Source organism: Kineococcus auxinigenes, from assembly GCF_050871525.1.
Lineage (GTDB): Bacteria > Actinomycetota > Actinomycetes > Actinomycetales > Kineococcaceae > Kineococcus.
Genome location: NZ_JBKBCT010000089.1, coordinates 1 through 15,423, shown reverse-complemented (window position 1 = coordinate 15,423; position 15,423 = coordinate 1). Strand labels below are relative to the sequence as shown.

Here is a 15,423-nt window from a genome sequence, read left to right as displayed (position 1 = left end):
CCAGCCCCCCCCCAAACGCCCCCCCGCCCCCCCCCCCCGCCCCCCCCCCCCCCCCCCCCCCCCCCCCCCCCCCCCCCCCCCCCCCCCCCCCCCCCCCCCCCCCCCCCCCCCCGGTGCGTCCGCGGCTCCCCCGGAACCACGACGCCCCGTCCCCCCGGCGGGGCGCGCCCGGGGATCGTCCCGGAGCGCGCGGTGGCCGGGGAGGGCTGTGGAGCCCCCCTTTCGGGGGCGCGGCGCGCTGCGCTGGCTAGGCTCCGCTGTCGAAGGAGGTCACCCGAGTGGACCACGACCCCGCGCACGGCGCCCCGGAGCCGTCCCGCGAGCAGGCGCTGCGCGTCGCCGCGGTGGACGACCACCCCGCGCTGCTGACGGGCCTGCGCGTGGAGCTGGCCGGGCACGGCGTGCACCTCGCCGCGACCGCCCCCACCGTGCCGGACCTGCTCGACGCCCTCGGCGCCGCCGGCGAGGCCGCTCCGGCGGTCGTCCTGCTGGACCTGCGCCTGGGGGACGGCTCGCGCCCGGGCGGCAACGTGGCGGCACTGGTGGGTGCGGGGTGCCGGGTGCTGGTCTACACCGAGGGCCGCCAGCACGCCGAGGCGTCCGAGGCGCTGCACGCCGGCGCGCAGGGGGTGCTGCTCAAGGACCGCCCGGTGGCCACCCTGGCCGCCGCGCTGCGTTCCGTCGCCGACGGCGAGACGCTGCCGTCGGCGGAGACCGCCGCGGCCCTGCAGGTCGACGCCGACCTCGCCGGGCACCTGTCCCCGCAGGAGCGCCGCGTCCTGGAGCTGTACGCCGGTGGGATGCCGGCGCGCTCGGTGGCGCTGCGGCTGGGCGTGACGCTGGAGACCGCGAAGAGCTACCTCAAGCGCATCCGCGCGAAGTACGCCGCCCTGGACCGCCCCGCCTACACCCGCATGGAGCTGTACCGGCGAGCCGTGGAGGACGGCGTGCTCACGCCCCTGGGCACCCCGGTGGTGCCCCGCACCCCGCCGGGTGAGCGGCCGGCCGACGCGGGCGGTCCGCCGCCGGGCCGGTGACGGCGCGCAGCGGCCACCGCCTCGTCGCCCTGGTGCTGGCGCTGGCGGTGCTGTCGCTGGTGCCGACGGTGGTCTCCGGCAGCACCGTGCACGGGCCGCGGCCGCCCCGGGCGTGGGCGGTGCCGGTCGTGGCCGCCTACGGGGTGCTCCTGGTGCTGCTGCTGGCCCAGGCCGCGCACGGCCGGCCCCGCCCGTGGCTGCCGTGGGCGCTGGTCGTCGCCGGCGACGCCGCCCTGGTGACGTGGGTGCTCGCGGCGCCCGGGCGCGTCGAGCAGGCGCCGTGGGTGCTGTCCCTGTCACCGCTGACGGTGGGCGCGGGCGCGGTGGCCGCCGGGCTGGGCACGGCGACGGGGCTGGGGCTGGTCCACGTGGGGCTGCGTGCACTGGTGCAGGCGAGCGGGGCGTGGGCGGTGCCGCCGGTCGCGTTCGTGCTGGACGCGCTGCTGGTGCTCGTGGTCGTCCCGGCGGCGTGGGTGGCGGTGGCGGCGGTCCGCTCCTCGGGGGCCCGGGTGGAGCGGGCGCGGGTGCTGGCGGAGGAGGCCGCGGTGCGCGAGGCCGCCGCGCGCGCCGAGGAGCTCGAGAACGCGCGCTGGGACGCCATCGTCCACGACGACGTGCTGGCCGCCCTGACGACGACGGCGCAGGCGCAGGACGCCGCCGGGCGCGCCGAGGCGCGGTGCGCGGCCCGCGCGGCCCTGGTGCGCGTGGAGGGCGAGCAGGGGCCCGGCGCCGCGGCGTCGGCCCAGGTGCCGGTGAGCCGGGTCTGGGAGGCGGTGGCCGGGGCGGCGCTGGCGCTGCACCCCGGCGCCGTGCTGGACGGCCCGGCGCCCGCGGGTGGACCGGACGGGGAGACCGCGGTGGACCCGGAGGCGGCCGAGGCGCTGCTGACCGCGGCCACCGAACTGGTGCGCAACGCCGTGCGGCACGGCGCACCGGGCAGCGTGCCACCGGTGCGGCTGCGCGGGCGCCTGCGCACCGGTGCGGCCGGTGAGCGGCTGCTGGTGGAGGTGCGCGACGCGGGACGGGGGTTCCGGGCCGGCGCGCCGGGCGCCTGGCGGCTGGGCCTGGCGGTGTCGGTGCGCGGGCGGGTGCGCGCCGTGGACGGGGACGTGCACCTGCGGTCCTGGCCGGGCACCGGCACCTGCGCCCTGCTGTGCGTGCCGGTGGCCGCACCGCCGGCCCCGCTCGTGCGCGGCGCGCGGCGCGGGGCCGCCCGGTGAGGGACGTCAAGCGCGCCTGCGCCGTGGGGGCCGGGCTGTGGCTGCTCTCGCACGCGCCGCTGCCGGCGCTGCTGTCGGTGCGCGTGCACCGGTTCCCGGTGCTGTCCCTGCTGGCGGTCGCCGTCGTCCTCGGGGTGTCCGCGGCGCTGCTGCGCCCGCTGCTGGGCGGGCCGACGCGGCTGCGCGCCGGGCCGGCGTGGGCGGCGGCGGCCGTCGTGCCGCTGTCCGGCCTGGCGGTCATGCCGTGGCTGCCGGTGGAGGCGTGGCGCACGTACGCGAACTGGTGGCCCGGTGCCACGCAGGTCCTGGTGGTCGCCCTGGTGGTGCGCCGGCACCGCGCGGCGGCCCTGGCGGCCGAGGTCGCCTCGGCGACCGTGGTGGCCGCGCTCGTGCTGCGCGCCGGGGTGCCGGACCCCTGGGCGTGGATCGCCGCGCTGGAGCAGCCGGCGCTGCTGTGGTTCAGCGCGGCCGTGGGCGTGCGGGCGCTCTTCGACCGGACCACCCGCGAGGTCGAGCGCTACGAGGCGGCGGCCTCCCGGTCGGCGGCGGCCGAGGCCGCGGCGGCCGCCCGGGCCGCCAGCGCGGCGCGGCGCCGCGCGGACCTGGACCTGGGGGCCCTGCCGCTGCTGCACCGGGTCGCGACCTGCGACCCGGCCGACGACGACGGCTGGGCGCTGCTGCCGCGCTCCGCGGTGGCCCTCGAGCGCGGGTTGCGCGACGACCTGCGCGCCCGGGCCCTGCTGGACGAGGAGGTCCGGGCCCGGCTGCGCGCGGCCAGGGCCCGCGGGTGCGTGGTCGACGTGGTCGACGACCGCGCGGTGCGCGGCGGCGACGAGGAGTTCCTGGCGGGGGTCCGCCGGGTGCTGGCGACGGTGCTGCCCGCGTGCGCCGAGGGCACCGTCACGCTGCGGCTGCCGCCGGACGGGCGGGTGGCCACCCTCGCGGTGGAGGCGGCACCGCCGACCACCGCGGCCGTGGCGTGGGCGCTGGGCGCGCGCCTGCCGGCGGACCTGGGGGTCGACGTGGACGTCGACGCGGTCGGCGGGTCGCTGTGGGCGGAGCTGCGCGCACGCTGACCGGCCCGCCACCCGGCAGGTGGCGGGCCGGTCGGCGCCCGGGCCGGGCCGCTGCTCAGGCCTCGAAGCCGTGCACGGCCAGGTAGCCGCGCAGCCGGCGCGCGGCCAGCTCGGGGTCGGCCAGCACACCGGCTTCGTCGGCCAGCCGGAACGTCTCGGCCTGGTGCACCGCGCTGCGCGCGGAGTGCAGCCCGCCGACCATGGCGTACCCGTCCTGGCGGCCGTCGAGCCAGTTCAGGAACGCGATGCCCGCCTTGTAGTAGGGAGTGGGTGCGCCGAAGACGTGCCGGGCCAGCGGCAGCGTGGGGTCCAGCGCCGCGTGGAACCCCGCGGTGTCGTCGGCGTCCAGCCGGGCGAGCGCGGCGGCGGCGGCCGGGGCGATGCCGGCGAAGATGCCCAGCAGGGCGTCGGAACGGTGCTCGCCGTCGCCGGCGATGAGCTCCGGGTAGTTGAAGTCGTCGCCGGTGTACAGGCGCACCCCGGCCGGCAGCCGGCGGCGCAGTTCGCGCTCGTGCCCGGCGTCCAGCAGCGAGACCTTCACCCCGTCGACCTTGTCGGCGTGGGCGTGGACGAGCTCGACGAACGCGTCGGTGGCCGCCGCGACGTCGCGCGAGCCCCAGTAGCCGGCCAGCGCGGGGTCGAACACCTCCCCCAGCCAGTGCAGCACCGCGGGGCGCTGCACCTGTGCCAGCAGCCGCCCGTACACGGCGGCGTAGTCCTCGACGCTGCGGGCGCTGGCGGCCAGGTGCCGGCTGGCCATGAGGATGACCTGGGCGCCGGCGTCCTCGACGACGGCGATCTGCTCCTCGTAGGCGGCGACGACGTCCGCGACCGGGTGCACGCCGGGGGCGAGCTGGTCGGTGCCGGCACCGGCGGCGATGCGCCCGCCCACGGCCGCGGCCTCGGACGCGCTGCGGCGCACCAGCTCCGCCGTGGCGGCCCAGTCCAGGCCCATGCCGCGCTGGGCGGTGTCCATGGCCTCGGCCACGCCCAGGCCCAGGCTCCACAGGCGGTGCCGGAAGGCCAGGGTCGCCTCCCAGTCAAGGTCCGCCGGCGCGCCGGGCACCGTCTCGGAACCGGTGCGCGGCACGACGTGGGCGGCGGCGAACGCGATCCGGCTGGTGGCCGGGCCGTCGGGGACCTCCCACGCGACGGGCTCGTGCACGGCGTGCTCGACGACCTCGACCCCGCCGCCGGCGCTGCGCCGCGGCAGCCGCAGCACGGTGCCGGTGGTGCGCCGCCCCGCGGCGGTGGCCGGGCGCGCCTCGGCGGGGGCGCTCACAGGGCCAGCTCCGCCAGTTCGATGCGCCGGCCCTGCGCGGAGGAGGCCAGGCCGGCCTCGGCCAGGCGGACGCCGCGCGCGCCGGAGGCGAAGTCGTACGGGTGGGGGGCGTCCTCGACGACGTGGCGGACGAACTGCTCCCACTGCACCTTGAACCCGTTGTCGAAACCGCCGGGCTCGTTGTCGGGGACTTCCAGCCAGTCGTCGCGGTAGCGGTGCTGCTCGGGCAGGTCGGGGTTCCACACCGCGCGCGGGGTGGCGCTGCGCGGCTGGACGCGGCAGCCGAACAACCCGGCGACGGCGCTGCCGGCGGTGCCGTCGACCTGGAACTCGACGAGCTCGTCGCGGTCCACGCGCACCGCCCAGGAGGAGTTCAGCTGGGCGATGATCCCGCCCTCCAGCTCGAAGATGGCGTAGGCGGCGTCGTCGGCGGTGGCCTTGTACGCCTCGCCGTTCTCGTCGTGGCGCACGGGCACGTGGGTGACGGCGCGGGCGGTGACGGCCTCGACCGGGGCGATGATCTGCTCCAGGACGTAGTTCCAGTGGCAGAACATGTCGGCGACGATGCCGCCGCCGTCCTCGGCGCGGTAGTTCCAGCTGGGTCGCTGGGCGGGCTGCCAGTCGCCCTCGAAGACCCAGTAGCCGAACTCGCCGCGCACGGAGAGGATCTCCCCGAAGAAACCGGAGTCGACCAGGCGCTTGAGCTTGCGCAGGCCCGGCAGGAAGAGCTTGTCGTGCACGACGCCGTTCTTGACGCCGGCGGCGGCGGCGGCGTCCGCCAGGCGCACGGCGGCCTCGACGCTCTCGGCGGTGGGCTTCTCGGTGTAGACGTGCCGGCCGGCCGCGACGGCGGCGAGGATCGAGCGCTCGCGCACCGCGGTGAGCTGCGCGTCGAAGTAGACCGGGTAGTCGTCGTCGGCCAGCGCGTCCTCGAGGCTGGTCGTCCAGCGCTCCAGGCCGTGCCGCTGCGCGATCTCGCGCAGCTTGGTCTCGTTGCGGCCCACGAGCAGGGGCTCGAGCTGCACGCGGCTGCCGTCGGAGAGCTCCACCCCTCCCTGCTCGCGGATCGCCAGGACCGAGCGCACCAGGTGCTGCCGGTAGCCCATGCGTCCCGTGACGCCGTTCATCACCACTCCGAGGCGCTGCGTCATCGCTGCTCCTCCTCCTCACCGGGTCGCGCCCCTCGTCGGGGCGTCTGGAAAGCGCTTGCCTGAGGCTAGGCCCCCGACCCGCCCGCGTGCAAGGACCTCCGGCCGACGGGCCGTCGGCGACCGCCTCCTCCCTGAGCCCCGCACCACCTCGAAACCTCCACACGCCGGCGGTGCGGCGTTCCCGGGAAGGCGCACAGCGCGCGCACCGGCGCTGCTAGGTTCGCCGCACTGCCAACCGCTCGGGGGATCGGCGGCACGGTTCTCGACGCTCTCCTTCGACGCACCACGCAGCACCCCCCAGGACCATCCGGAGGTGGGCGCGTGGGCGTCTTCCGCACGATCGTGTTCCCCGCCCTGCGCCTGGTGGTGTGGGCGGCCATCGCCGTCGCCCTGCTGTGGCTGGCGTTCGGCCGCGGTGCGGCCGCCGAGCGCGAGGCCGCCGCCAGTCCCTCCGCGGTCCTGGAGCCCGCCACGGCACCGGTCGTGCGCGGCGACGTGGTCAACACCGTCTCCCTCACCGGCGCCGTCGCCGCCGACCCCTCGACCACCGTGAAGTCCACCGCGGCGGGCGAGGTCGGCAGGGTGCGCGCCGAGGTCGGTCAGGCCGTGGAGAAGGGCACCCCGCTGTTCACCGTGCTCGTGCCCGTGGAGGAGACCGCCGCGGCACCCGCGGCGGCCGACCCCGCCGCCGCCCCCGCCCCCGCCGCCCCCCGCACCCGGACGGTCACCGTGACCGCCCCCGGGCCCGGCACCCTGGCCACGCTCGACGTCCTGCCCCAGCAGCAGGTCAGCGTCGGTCAGGAGGTCGCCACCGTCTCCCCCGGCACCCTCAGCGTCTCCGCACCGCTGACCCAGGAGCAGCAGTTCCGGCTGCTGGCCCCGCCCACGACCGCGCGGGTCACCGTCCCCGGCGGCCCGGACACCTTCGAGTGCACGGGCCTGCGCACCGGCACCCCCGAGGCGTCCACCACCGCACCCGACCCCACCGGCGGCTACGTCGACCCCTACGCCGACCCCGCGCAGTCCACCACCGGCGCCACCGTCTCGTGCCGGGTGCCCGACGGCGTGCAGGTCTTCGCCGGGCTGTCGGCCACCGTCGACGTCACCGCAGGCTCCGCCACCGGGGTGCTGCTGGTGCCCGTGACCGCCGTGCGCGGGCGCGTCGGCACGGGCACCGTCTGGGTCACCGACGAGACCGGCGCGCAGACCGAGACCGAGGTGACCCTCGGCCTCACCGACGGCACGAACGTCGAGGTCACCGGCGGGCTCGAGGAGGGCGCGCAGGTCCTGCAGTTCGCGCCCGGCAGCGACCAGCTCAGCGACCCCTACGCCGCCGGCGGGACGTACGGGGGGTACTGAGCGATGACCGCCACGCTGTCCCTGCAGCAGGTCAGCCGATCCGTCGCCCTGCCCGACGGCAGCACCCTGCGCATCCTCACCGGCGTCGACCTGGAGATCGCCGCCGGCGAGCACGTCGCCGTGGTCGGCCGCTCCGGCTCCGGCAAGTCGACCCTGCTGAACATCATCGGCCTGCTGGACTCCCCCACCTCCGGGCAGTACCTGCTGGACGGGCGGCCCGTGAGCGGGCTGTCCGCGCGCCGCACCGCCCGCCTGCGGGGGGAGACGTTCGGCTTCGTGTTCCAGCAGTTCAACCTGCTGCCCGGGCGCACCGCCACCGAGAACGTCGCCTCCCCGCTGCTGTACGCCTCCGGCCGGGAGTTCCTGGCCCGCAAGCGCACCGCCCGCGCCATGCTCGAGCGGGTCGGCCTGGGCGGGCGGCTGGACACCATGCCGGAGAAGCTCTCCGGCGGCGAGCAGCAGCGCGTCGCCCTGGCCCGCAGCCTGGTGCGCCGGCCCCGCGTGCTGCTGGCCGACGAGCCCACCGGCGCCCTGGACGTGGACACCGGATCGGCCGTCATGGACGTCCTGGAGGAGCTCGTGCGCGTGGACGGCACCACCCTGGTCACCATCACCCACGACCTGTCGGTCGCCGCCCGCGCCGACCGGCAGTTCCGCCTCGACCACGGCGTGCTCAGCGAGATCACCCGCGAGGCCGTGGCCGCCGCCACCGCGCACCGGGAGACGGTGTGATGGGCCGCTGGCTGCTGGGGCCGGTGGCCGCGGTCACCGAGGCGTGGGGCGAGCTGCGGGTGCACCGCACCCGCGTGGTGCTCTCCCTCGTCGGGGTGTTCCTGGCGGTGTTCGCGATGACCACCATCACCGCGGCCGGGAACATGGGCCGGCAGATGATGCTGGAGAGCACCGAACGGTCCTCGGGCCGCGCGGCGACGCTGCAGGTGTCCGCCTCCCCCATGACCGCCCCGACGACCGCGCAGAGCGCCGAGACGGCCGTGCGGGCGATGCGCGAGGCGGCCGAGCGGCACGAGATCACCTGGTCGGGCTTCGTCTCGCAGGGCTCCGGGCAGATGACGGTGCGCTTCCCCTCCGGTGCGCAGCTGGTCACCTTCTCCGCGGTGGACCCGAACTACGGCACCATGCACCGCGCGCTCACGGACGAGGGGCGGTTCCTGGACGCCGGTGACGACGCGGCGTACTCGCCCCGCCTGGTCGTGAACGAGGCGTTCGCCGACCTCCTCGGCGGGTTCGACGAGCGGGTACCGACGACGGTCGCGCTCGGCGGTGACCGGCCGGTGACCGCCACGCTCGTGGGGGTCATGGAGGTGCCCTACTCCGACCCGGAGCTGCCCGCCGCGTACGTGCTGAACTCCGCCGCGCAGGCGTGGGGGCTGATCGACCCGGCGATGAGCGGACCGCCCACCCTGGAGCTGTGGGTGCCCGACGCGGACGCGGAGGCGCTCGTGGCCGTGCTGCAGTCCGAGCTCGAGAGCAGCCTGCCGGGGTACTACGTGAGCGCCTACCGCTCCGACGCGGGCGAGGCCCTCGGCGTCGTCGACCTCGTCCTCGCCTACGGAGTGCGCGGGGTGGGTGTCTTCGCCCTCGTCCTCGGCGGCATCGGCGTGCTCAACGTCGGCCTGGTGACCGTGCGCCAGCGCATCCGGGAGATCGGCGTGCGCCGCAGCTTCGGCGCCACCGGCGGCCGGGTGTTCTTCGCGGTGCTGCTCGAGAGCGTGGCGGCCACCTTCGTCGCCGGCGTGCTGGCGGTGGGCGCCTCGGTCCTGCTGGTGTCGAACTTCCCGCTGGAGGCGGTCCTGCCGGTGGGCACGGCGCTGCAGGACGTCCCGCCGTTCCCCGTCTCCGCGGCCGTGGAGGGACTGCTGGCCGCCACGGCGGTCGGGGCGCTGGCGGGGATCGTGCCGGCCACGATGGCGGTGCGGGCGAAGGTCATCGACGCCATCCGCTACTGAGCGTCCGGTCCGGACGCTCAGCAGCGGGTGGCTCTCAGTGGCGGGTGGCCAGGTACGCCAGCAGGTCCTGGCGGGTGATGACGCCGGCGGGCTTGCCGTCCTCGACGACCACGGCGGCGTCGGCGCGGGCGAGGACCTCGCGGGCCTCCTCCACCGACTGCCCCGCCCCGACCAGCGGCAACGCCGGGCCCAGGTGCGAGGAGACGGCGTCGGACATCTTCGCCGTGCCGTTGAACAACCGGTCCAGCAGGTCGCGCTCGGTGACCGCCCCGGCGATCTCACCGGCCATGACGGGCGGCTCGGCACCCACCACGGGCAGCTGGGAGACGCCGAACTCGCGCATGATCTCGATGACGTCGTGCACCGTCTCGGTGGGGTGGGTGTGCACCAGCGCCGGCAGCCCGGCCGACTTGGCCCGCAGGACGTCTCCGGCGGTGCCGCCCTCGGAGGAGTCGAGGAAGCCGTAGGAGGCCATCCAGTCGTCGTTGAAGATCTTGCCGAGGTAACCGCGGCCGCCGTCGGGCAGCAGCACGACCACCACGTCGTCGGGCCCGAGGTCCTTCGCCGCGCGCAGGGCCGCCACGACCGCCATGCCGCACGAGCCGCCCACCAGCAGACCCTCCTCGCGCGCCAGGCGGCGCGTCATCTGGAAGGACTCCGCGTCGGAGACGGCGATGATCTCGTCGGGGACCGAGGGGTCGTAGGCGGTGGGCCAGAAGTCCTCCCCCACGCCCTCCACGAGGTAGGGGCGCCCGGTGCCGCCGGAGTACACCGAGCCCTCCGGGTCGGCGCCGATGACGCGCACGGGGCCCTGCTCCTTGAGGTAGCGGCCGGTGCCGCTGATGGTGCCGCCGGTGCCCACGCCCGCCACGAAGTGGGTGACGCGCCCGTCGGTGTCGGCCCAGATCTCCGGGCCGGTGGTCTCGTAGTGGCTGCGCGGGCCGTTGAGGTTGGCGTACTGGTTGGGCTTCCAGGCACCCTCGATCTCGCGCACCAGGCGGTCGGAGACCGAGTAGTACGACTGCGGGTCCTCCGGCGGCACCGCCGTGGGGCAGACCACGACCTCCGCGCCGTACGCCCGCAGGACGTTGCGCTTGTCGGCGCCGACCTTGTCGGGGCAGACGAACACGCACTGGTAGCCGCGCTGCTGGGCGACCAGGGCCAGGCCCACGCCGGTGTTGCCGCTGGTGGGCTCCACGATGGTGCCGCCCGGCTTCAGCGCACCCTCGGCCTCGGCGGCGTCCACCATGCGGGTGGCGACGCGGTCCTTCACCGAGCCGCCCGGGTTGAGGTACTCCACCTTCGCCAGGACGGTGCAGGCGAGGCCCTCGGTGACGCGGTTGAGCTTGACGAGCGGTGTCCCGCCCACGAGGTCGACGACGGACTCGGCGTAGCGCATGGCGCCATTCTCGCCCACCGCCCCGCCCTCGGCTCACAGACCGCGGCGCAGCTCCAGGACGGCCTCCAGCGCGGCGGCGAGCGCCGGCGGGTCGCCGTGGGCGAGGACGTCGGCACCCGTGACGGCGAGCTGGTCGCCCAGCCCGTGCAGCGCCAGGTGCGGCAGCTCGCGCCGGGGGCGCCCCTCGGCGTCGGCCGCCAGGTCGGCCAGGACCTGCGCCGTGCGGCGCACCAGCTCAGCGCGGGTGACGTCGGCACCTTGGCGGGCGCGGTCCAGCTGGGACAGGGGCGTGGAGCGCACCCGGTCCGCCTGCAGTGCCAGGACGCGCGAGAGCTCGGCGCGCACGGCCGCGGGGGCCGGCGCGCCGAGCTCGTCGGGCGTGCGGTGCGCGCTCAGTCGTCGCCGCGCAGGATCGCGATGAGGCGCAGGATCTCCAGGTACAGCCACACGAGGGTGACCACCAGGCCGAAGGCCGCGCGCCAGGACTCGTCGACGGGCAGGCCGTTGCGCACGCCCTGCTCGACGTAGTCGAAGTCCAGCACCAGGAACAGCGAGGCCAGCACGACGCCGAAGCCGCTGACGAGGATCGGCAGCAGGCCCCCGCCCGAGTAGACGCTGGTGCCGCCGAACACGGCGAAGCCGAGGTTGACCAGGCCGAAGACCAGGTAGCCCAGGCCCGCGATCGTCAGGACCTTGGTGAACCTCGGGCTGTTGCGGATGATGCCCGTCTTGTAGGCGAGCAGCATCGCCGCGAAGGCGCCCAGGGTGCCGAGCACGGCCTGCCCGACGATGCCGTCGTAGAAGGTGGAGTACGCGTGGGAGATGGCCCCCACGAACACGCCCTCGACGGCCGCGTAGGCGAACATGACGCCCGGGCGGACCTTCTTGGACAGCTGCGCCCACATCGCCAGCACGAACCCGACGAGCGCGGCGCCGATGGCCAGGCCCAGCCCGACGTTCGCGAACCAGGCGCCCGCCGCGCCCAGCGCGAGGACGCCACCGAGCATCGCGGTGCGCACCACGACGTCGTCCAGAGTCATCCGGCGCGACTGCACCGGGGTGGCGGACGGCTTGCGGTACCAGTCCTCCAGCGTGCTCACCGAGGCGTCCGCGGGCGCGGTGCCGGCCGGGCCGAAGGTGGCGTACCCACCGTTCTTGAACTCGTTGCTCCGGGCGAAGACCGGGTTCTTGCTCTGCATGGCTCCCTCCTGGGGGCGAGTCGTTGCCGGTTCAACGCACCGCCGGGCACGGGCGTTCCCGGCGCTCCCGGCACCACCGGGAGCGCCGCGCGGTACCCGGGACGGGACTCGAACCCGCACGCCGCGAACGGCCCGGGGGTTTAAGCCCCGTGCGCCTGCCAGTTACGCCACCCGGGCGGGGACGACGGCAGCAGGGTAGCCACCGGGCCGGCTCAGCCCGCGCCCAGCGTCGCGACCCGGGCCACCACGGCGTCCAGCATGGCCGCGGTGAGCCGGCCGGTGGAGGTGTTCTGCTGGCTGACGTGGTAGCTGCCCACCAGGCGGACGGGGCCCGCGGGTGCGCCCAGGTCGGCCTCGGCGCCGTGCCCGAAGCGCGGCTGCGGGCGCGGCACCGCCCACCCGGCGCGGCGGGCGGCCCCCAGGGTCGCCGACCAGGCGAAGCCCCCCAGCGCCAGGACCACCCGCACGTGCGGGGCGAGCGCGGCCAGCTCCGCGTCCAGCCAGCCGGCGCAGGTGTCCCGCTCGCCGGGCGTGGGCTTGTTGTCCGGGGGTGCGCAGCGCACGGGCGCCACGATGCGGGTGCCGATCAGCTCCAGGCCGTCGGCGGCGTGCACGGACGCGGGCTGCGAGGCCAGCCCGGCGCGGTGCAGCGCGGCGATGATCCAGTCGCCGGAGCGGTCACCGGTGAACATGCGCCCGGTGCGGTTGCCGCCGTGGGCGGCGGGCGCCAGGCCCACCACCAGGACGCGCGGCTCGTCCACGCCCAGGCTGGGCACCGGCCGGCCCCAGTACGGCTCCTCGCGGTACGCGCGGCGCCGGGTGCGGGCCACCTCCTCGCGCCAGCGGACCAGGCGCGGGCAGGCCCGGCACACGCACGAGCGGGCCACCACCTCCCGCGCCCCGCCCGCCGCGGCGGCCAGGTCGCGCACCCGGGCGGCGTCGTGCGCGACCGGCGTGCCGGGGGTGGAGGGGTCCCCCGGCCAGCCGGTGCCCGGGGGAACCGGTGAGGCGAACGGCGCACCGGTGGCCGGGTGCGGCAGGTCCACCGCCCCGGACCGCGCGGGCGCCGGCACGTCGGCCGACACGCTCAGCGGGCGACGTCGACGGCGAGGTTGTCCAGCAGCTCGCCGTAGATGCGGTCCAGCCCGCGGGGGGCGAAGGTGCGCTCGAAGAAGCCGCCGACGCCGCCGGCCCCCTGCCACTGGTGGGTGACCACGACCTCGGCGGCGTCCGGCCCGTCGGCCTCCACCCGCCAGGTCGTCACCAGCGAGGAGTTGCGGTCCTTCTCCACCAGCCCGTGCTTGTCGGTGGCGCTGACGTCGGCCAGCACGTCGCGCACCCGCTTCTTCGTGGCGTGCAGCTTCCAGCGCACCTGCGTTCCGGGCCCGTGGCCGCCGGAGAGCACCTCGTAGTCGCTGAACTGCCCGGGCAGCAGGCGCGGGCGCGTGCCGGTGTAGTCGGCGAGGGCGGCCAGGACCTGATCGGCGGGGGCGTCGATGCGCCGGGTGGTCGTCGCGCTGACGGTGCTCATCACCTCAGCCTGCCAGCGCCGGCGCACCCGCCGCACGGCGAGCGCACAGCCGCGCAGGCGGCCGGTGCGTGCGGTGCGTCACACCCCGGACCCGCCCGCCACCACCCGCTGCGCGGCGGACAGCGCGGTGCCGTCCAGGAGGTCGTGCTCGCTGGTGACGACCTCCGTCACCCCCGCCACCTGCGCCAGGTGCTCCAGCACCGTGCGCCACGCCAGCGCGCCCGCGGCGATGACGTCCACGCGGCCGGGGTGCAGGAACGGCATCGCGGCGCGCTCGGCGCGCGGGGCGCCGATGAGGCGCTCGCACGCGGCCAGGACCTGGGCGAGCGGCAGCCGGGCGCCGTGCAGCACGCCCGGCTCGTAGGCGCGCAGGTCCAGCGCCGCGGCGGTGATCGTCGTGGTGGTGCCGGCGACGCCCACGAGGGTGCGGGTGCGCGCCAGGGGCACCGCCCGCTCGACGTCCCGCAGGGCCGCGAGCACGTCGGCGCGGGCGGCCGCCACCTCCTCGGCGGTGGGCGGGTCCGAGCGCAGGTGGCGCTCGGTCAGCCGCACGGAGCCGACGTCCACCGACAGCGCCGCCAGCGGCTCGCGCTCGCCGAGGACGAACTCCGTGGAGCCCCCGCCCAGGTCGACGACGAGGAAGGGCGCCCGCCCCGTGCCGGAGAGCTCACCGGTGGCGCCGGTGAAGCTCAGCCGCGCCTCCTCGTCCCCGCTGACCACCTCGGGGTCGACACCCAGGCGCGTGCGCACGCCCGCCGCGAACTCCTCCCGGTTGGAGACGTCGCGGGAGGCGGAGGTGGCGACGAAGCGCACCGCGCCGGGCGCGACGCCGTGCCGCCGGCAGGCGTCGGCGGCCTCGTCCACGGCCGCGAAGGTGCGGGCCAGCGCCTCGGGGGCGAAGGCGCCGGTCGCGTCCACGCCCTGCCCCAGCCGCACGACCCGCATCGTGCGCTCGACGTCGCGCAGGGTCCCGGTGGCGGTGTCGACGTCGGCGACGAGCAGCCGCAGGGAGTTCGTGCCGCAGTCGACGGCGGCGACGCGCTGGACGCTCACGCGTCCGCGTCGAGGTGCCCGTGCGGGCAGGTGGCCGGCCAGCCGCCCAGGGCGCGCAGGCGCTCGAGGGTCTCGTCGCCGAAGGGGTTCACGCCGGGGCCGGCGGCCAGGGCGTGCCCGGCCAGGGCGTGCAGGCACTTCACGCGGGTGGGCATGCCGCCGGCCGAGACGCCGGCGATCTCGGGGACGTCGGCGTCGCCGAGCGCGGCGCGGCGGCGCAGGTAGTCCTCGTGGGCGGCGGCGTGGGCGGCGGCCAGCTCCGCGTCGGCGGCGAGCCGCTCGCCCATCTCCCGCATGAGGCCGGAGGCCTCCAGGGTGCTGATCGCGGACGCCGCGAAGGGGTCGACGAGGTAGTACGTGGTGGGGAAGGGCGTGCCGTCGGGCAGGCGCGGGGCGGTCTCGACGACCTCGGGCCGCCCGCAGGAGCAGCGGTGGGCGATGCCGACGACCCCGCGCGGCACCCGCCCCAGCAGCTGGGCGATGCCCTGCAGGTCCGCCTCGGTCGCGGGCTCGTGCGGGGTGGGGCTGCTCATCGTCCTGTTCCGGGGTCGGTGGTCGGGGCGTCCGCGAGGCCGGGGGTGGTGGCGTCCGCGGCACCGGGGGTGCTCGCCACTCGCAGCGACTCCCAGATGTTCTCGTACCAGGCGGCCGAGGACTCCGCCACGGCGGCGGCGGCCTCGGCCGGGGCCACCGCGTCGGCGCCCTCGCCGCCGGCGACCAGGTACGGGGTCTCACCGGGCAGCACGTACTGCAGGCGGCTGCGCGCCTGCGTCACGACGTAGTCGTCGTCCTCCCAGCGCGCCACCTGCGCCTGCGCCGCGGCGAGGTCCTCGCGCTGCTGGCTGATGCTCGCCTCCAGGCGGCCGATCTCCGAGCGCTGCTCCAGCCACTTCTGCCAGCTGGGCAGCAGGAACACGGCCAGCACCAGCACGAGCGCGCTGAGCACCAGGACCCGGGGGCCCCGGGTGCGGCGGCGGTCGGCGGCCGTGGTGGTGGCGCTGCTGCGGCCGCGGGCCGCGGCCGCCGGGCAGCTGGACGTGGCCTACCGCACGGTGGCCTCGCCCGGGGGGCCGCTGCTGCTGGCCGCCACCGGGCGCGGGGTGGTGCGTGTGGCGTTCTAGCGCGAGGACCACGACTCGGTGGTGGCGG

17 protein-coding genes and 1 tRNA gene are annotated in these 15,423 nt (G+C 76.9%); 7 read left to right on the top strand and 11 right to left on the bottom strand.

Annotation, left to right across the window (positions count from 1 at the left end; genetic code table 11):
* Nucleotides 1–278: 278 nt before the first annotated feature.
* Genes ACRYR9_RS17745 through ACRYR9_RS17735 form a run of 3 tightly spaced genes read left to right on the top strand, consistent with a single transcriptional unit; the run spans nucleotide 279 to nucleotide 3,333 of the window.
* Nucleotides 279–1,037, top strand: a complete 759-nt coding sequence (locus ACRYR9_RS17745) for a response regulator transcription factor (RefSeq protein ID WP_432498299.1) — start codon at nucleotides 279–281, stop codon at nucleotides 1,035–1,037.
* Nucleotides 1,034–2,257 (top strand): ATP-binding protein, encoded by a 1,224-nt coding sequence (locus ACRYR9_RS17740; RefSeq protein WP_432498296.1) that lies wholly within the window; start codon nucleotides 1,034–1,036, stop codon nucleotides 2,255–2,257. The genes ACRYR9_RS17745 and ACRYR9_RS17740 overlap by 4 nt, the downstream gene beginning before the upstream one ends.
* Nucleotides 2,254–3,333 carry a hypothetical protein gene (locus ACRYR9_RS17735; RefSeq protein WP_432498293.1) on the top strand — a complete coding sequence of 360 codons (1,080 nt, stop codon included), beginning with the start codon at nucleotides 2,254–2,256 and terminating at the stop codon, nucleotides 3,331–3,333. Before ACRYR9_RS17740 ends, ACRYR9_RS17735 begins: the two co-directional genes overlap by 4 nt.
* Before the next feature lie 55 nt (nucleotides 3,334–3,388).
* Here ACRYR9_RS17735 and ACRYR9_RS17730 read toward each other — a convergent pair whose 3' ends face one another.
* Nucleotides 3,389–4,546 carry a dihydrodipicolinate synthase family protein gene (locus ACRYR9_RS17730; RefSeq protein WP_432498308.1) on the bottom strand — a complete coding sequence of 386 codons (1,158 nt, stop codon included), beginning with the start codon at nucleotides 4,544–4,546 and terminating at the stop codon, nucleotides 3,389–3,391.
* A gap of 65 nt (nucleotides 4,547–4,611) precedes the next feature.
* On the bottom strand, nucleotides 4,612–5,766 hold the full coding sequence (locus tag ACRYR9_RS17725; RefSeq protein WP_432498291.1) for a Gfo/Idh/MocA family protein: 1,155 nt from the start codon (nucleotides 5,764–5,766) through the stop codon (nucleotides 4,612–4,614).
* A 321-nt stretch (nucleotides 5,767–6,087) separates the two neighbouring features.
* Here ACRYR9_RS17725 and ACRYR9_RS17720 point away from each other — a divergent pair, with 321 nt between their 5' ends.
* Genes ACRYR9_RS17720 through ACRYR9_RS17710 form a run of 3 tightly spaced genes read left to right on the top strand, consistent with a single transcriptional unit; the run spans nucleotide 6,088 to nucleotide 9,092 of the window.
* Nucleotides 6,088–7,125 carry an efflux RND transporter periplasmic adaptor subunit gene (locus ACRYR9_RS17720; protein WP_432498288.1) on the top strand — a complete coding sequence of 346 codons (1,038 nt, stop codon included), beginning with the start codon at nucleotides 6,088–6,090 and terminating at the stop codon, nucleotides 7,123–7,125.
* 3 nt (nucleotides 7,126–7,128) lie between these two features.
* Entirely contained in the window at nucleotides 7,129–7,857 is a 729-nt protein-coding gene (locus ACRYR9_RS17715) for an ABC transporter ATP-binding protein (protein ID WP_432498286.1), read from the top strand.
* Complete coding sequence (locus tag ACRYR9_RS17710) at nucleotides 7,857–9,092, top strand: ABC transporter permease (protein WP_432498304.1); 1,236 nt, start codon at nucleotides 7,857–7,859, stop codon at nucleotides 9,090–9,092. Before ACRYR9_RS17715 ends, ACRYR9_RS17710 begins: the two co-directional genes overlap by 1 nt.
* Before the next feature lie 34 nt (nucleotides 9,093–9,126).
* Here the strand turns inward: ACRYR9_RS17710 and ACRYR9_RS17705 are convergent, their stop codons facing one another.
* The 9 genes from ACRYR9_RS17705 to ACRYR9_RS17665 all read right to left on the bottom strand — a co-directional run bounded on the left by ACRYR9_RS17705 (nucleotide 9,127) and on the right by ACRYR9_RS17665 (nucleotide 15,220).
* The gene (locus ACRYR9_RS17705) at nucleotides 9,127–10,491 is read right to left on the bottom strand and encodes a cystathionine beta-synthase (RefSeq protein ID WP_432498302.1); all 1,365 of its coding nucleotides are present in this window, start codon (nucleotides 10,489–10,491) and stop codon (nucleotides 9,127–9,129) included.
* Nucleotides 10,492–10,524: 33 nt separating this feature from the next.
* Nucleotides 10,525–10,791, bottom strand: a complete 267-nt coding sequence (locus tag ACRYR9_RS17700) for a hypothetical protein (protein WP_432498284.1) — start codon at nucleotides 10,789–10,791, stop codon at nucleotides 10,525–10,527.
* 92 nt (nucleotides 10,792–10,883) lie between these two features.
* Entirely contained in the window at nucleotides 10,884–11,690 is an 807-nt protein-coding gene (locus ACRYR9_RS17695) for a Bax inhibitor-1/YccA family protein (RefSeq protein WP_432498281.1), read from the bottom strand.
* Between the two features lie 93 nt (nucleotides 11,691–11,783).
* A tRNA-Leu gene (locus tag ACRYR9_RS17690) sits at nucleotides 11,784–11,867 on the bottom strand.
* A 35-nt stretch (nucleotides 11,868–11,902) separates the two neighbouring features.
* The gene (locus ACRYR9_RS17685) at nucleotides 11,903–12,763 is read right to left on the bottom strand and encodes a uracil-DNA glycosylase (RefSeq protein ID WP_432509418.1); all 861 of its coding nucleotides are present in this window, start codon (nucleotides 12,761–12,763) and stop codon (nucleotides 11,903–11,905) included.
* Between the two features lie 14 nt (nucleotides 12,764–12,777).
* Nucleotides 12,778–13,221, bottom strand: a complete 444-nt coding sequence (locus ACRYR9_RS17680; protein WP_432498275.1) for an SRPBCC family protein — start codon at nucleotides 13,219–13,221, stop codon at nucleotides 12,778–12,780.
* Nucleotides 13,222–13,299: 78 nt separating this feature from the next.
* Nucleotides 13,300–14,274 (bottom strand): Ppx/GppA phosphatase family protein, encoded by a 975-nt coding sequence (locus ACRYR9_RS17675; RefSeq protein ID WP_432498273.1) that lies wholly within the window; start codon nucleotides 14,272–14,274, stop codon nucleotides 13,300–13,302.
* Entirely contained in the window at nucleotides 14,271–14,807 is a 537-nt protein-coding gene (locus ACRYR9_RS17670; protein ID WP_432498271.1) for a DUF501 domain-containing protein, read from the bottom strand. The genes ACRYR9_RS17675 and ACRYR9_RS17670 overlap by 4 nt, the downstream gene beginning before the upstream one ends.
* On the bottom strand, nucleotides 14,804–15,220 hold the full coding sequence (locus ACRYR9_RS17665) for an FtsB family cell division protein (protein WP_432498268.1): 417 nt from the start codon (nucleotides 15,218–15,220) through the stop codon (nucleotides 14,804–14,806). The genes ACRYR9_RS17670 and ACRYR9_RS17665 overlap by 4 nt, the downstream gene beginning before the upstream one ends.
* Before the next feature lie 19 nt (nucleotides 15,221–15,239).
* Here ACRYR9_RS17665 and ACRYR9_RS17660 point away from each other — a divergent pair, with 19 nt between their 5' ends.
* Nucleotides 15,240–15,395, top strand: a complete 156-nt coding sequence (locus tag ACRYR9_RS17660; protein ID WP_432540203.1) for a hypothetical protein — start codon at nucleotides 15,240–15,242, stop codon at nucleotides 15,393–15,395.
* Nucleotides 15,396–15,423: the final 28 nt, after the last annotated feature.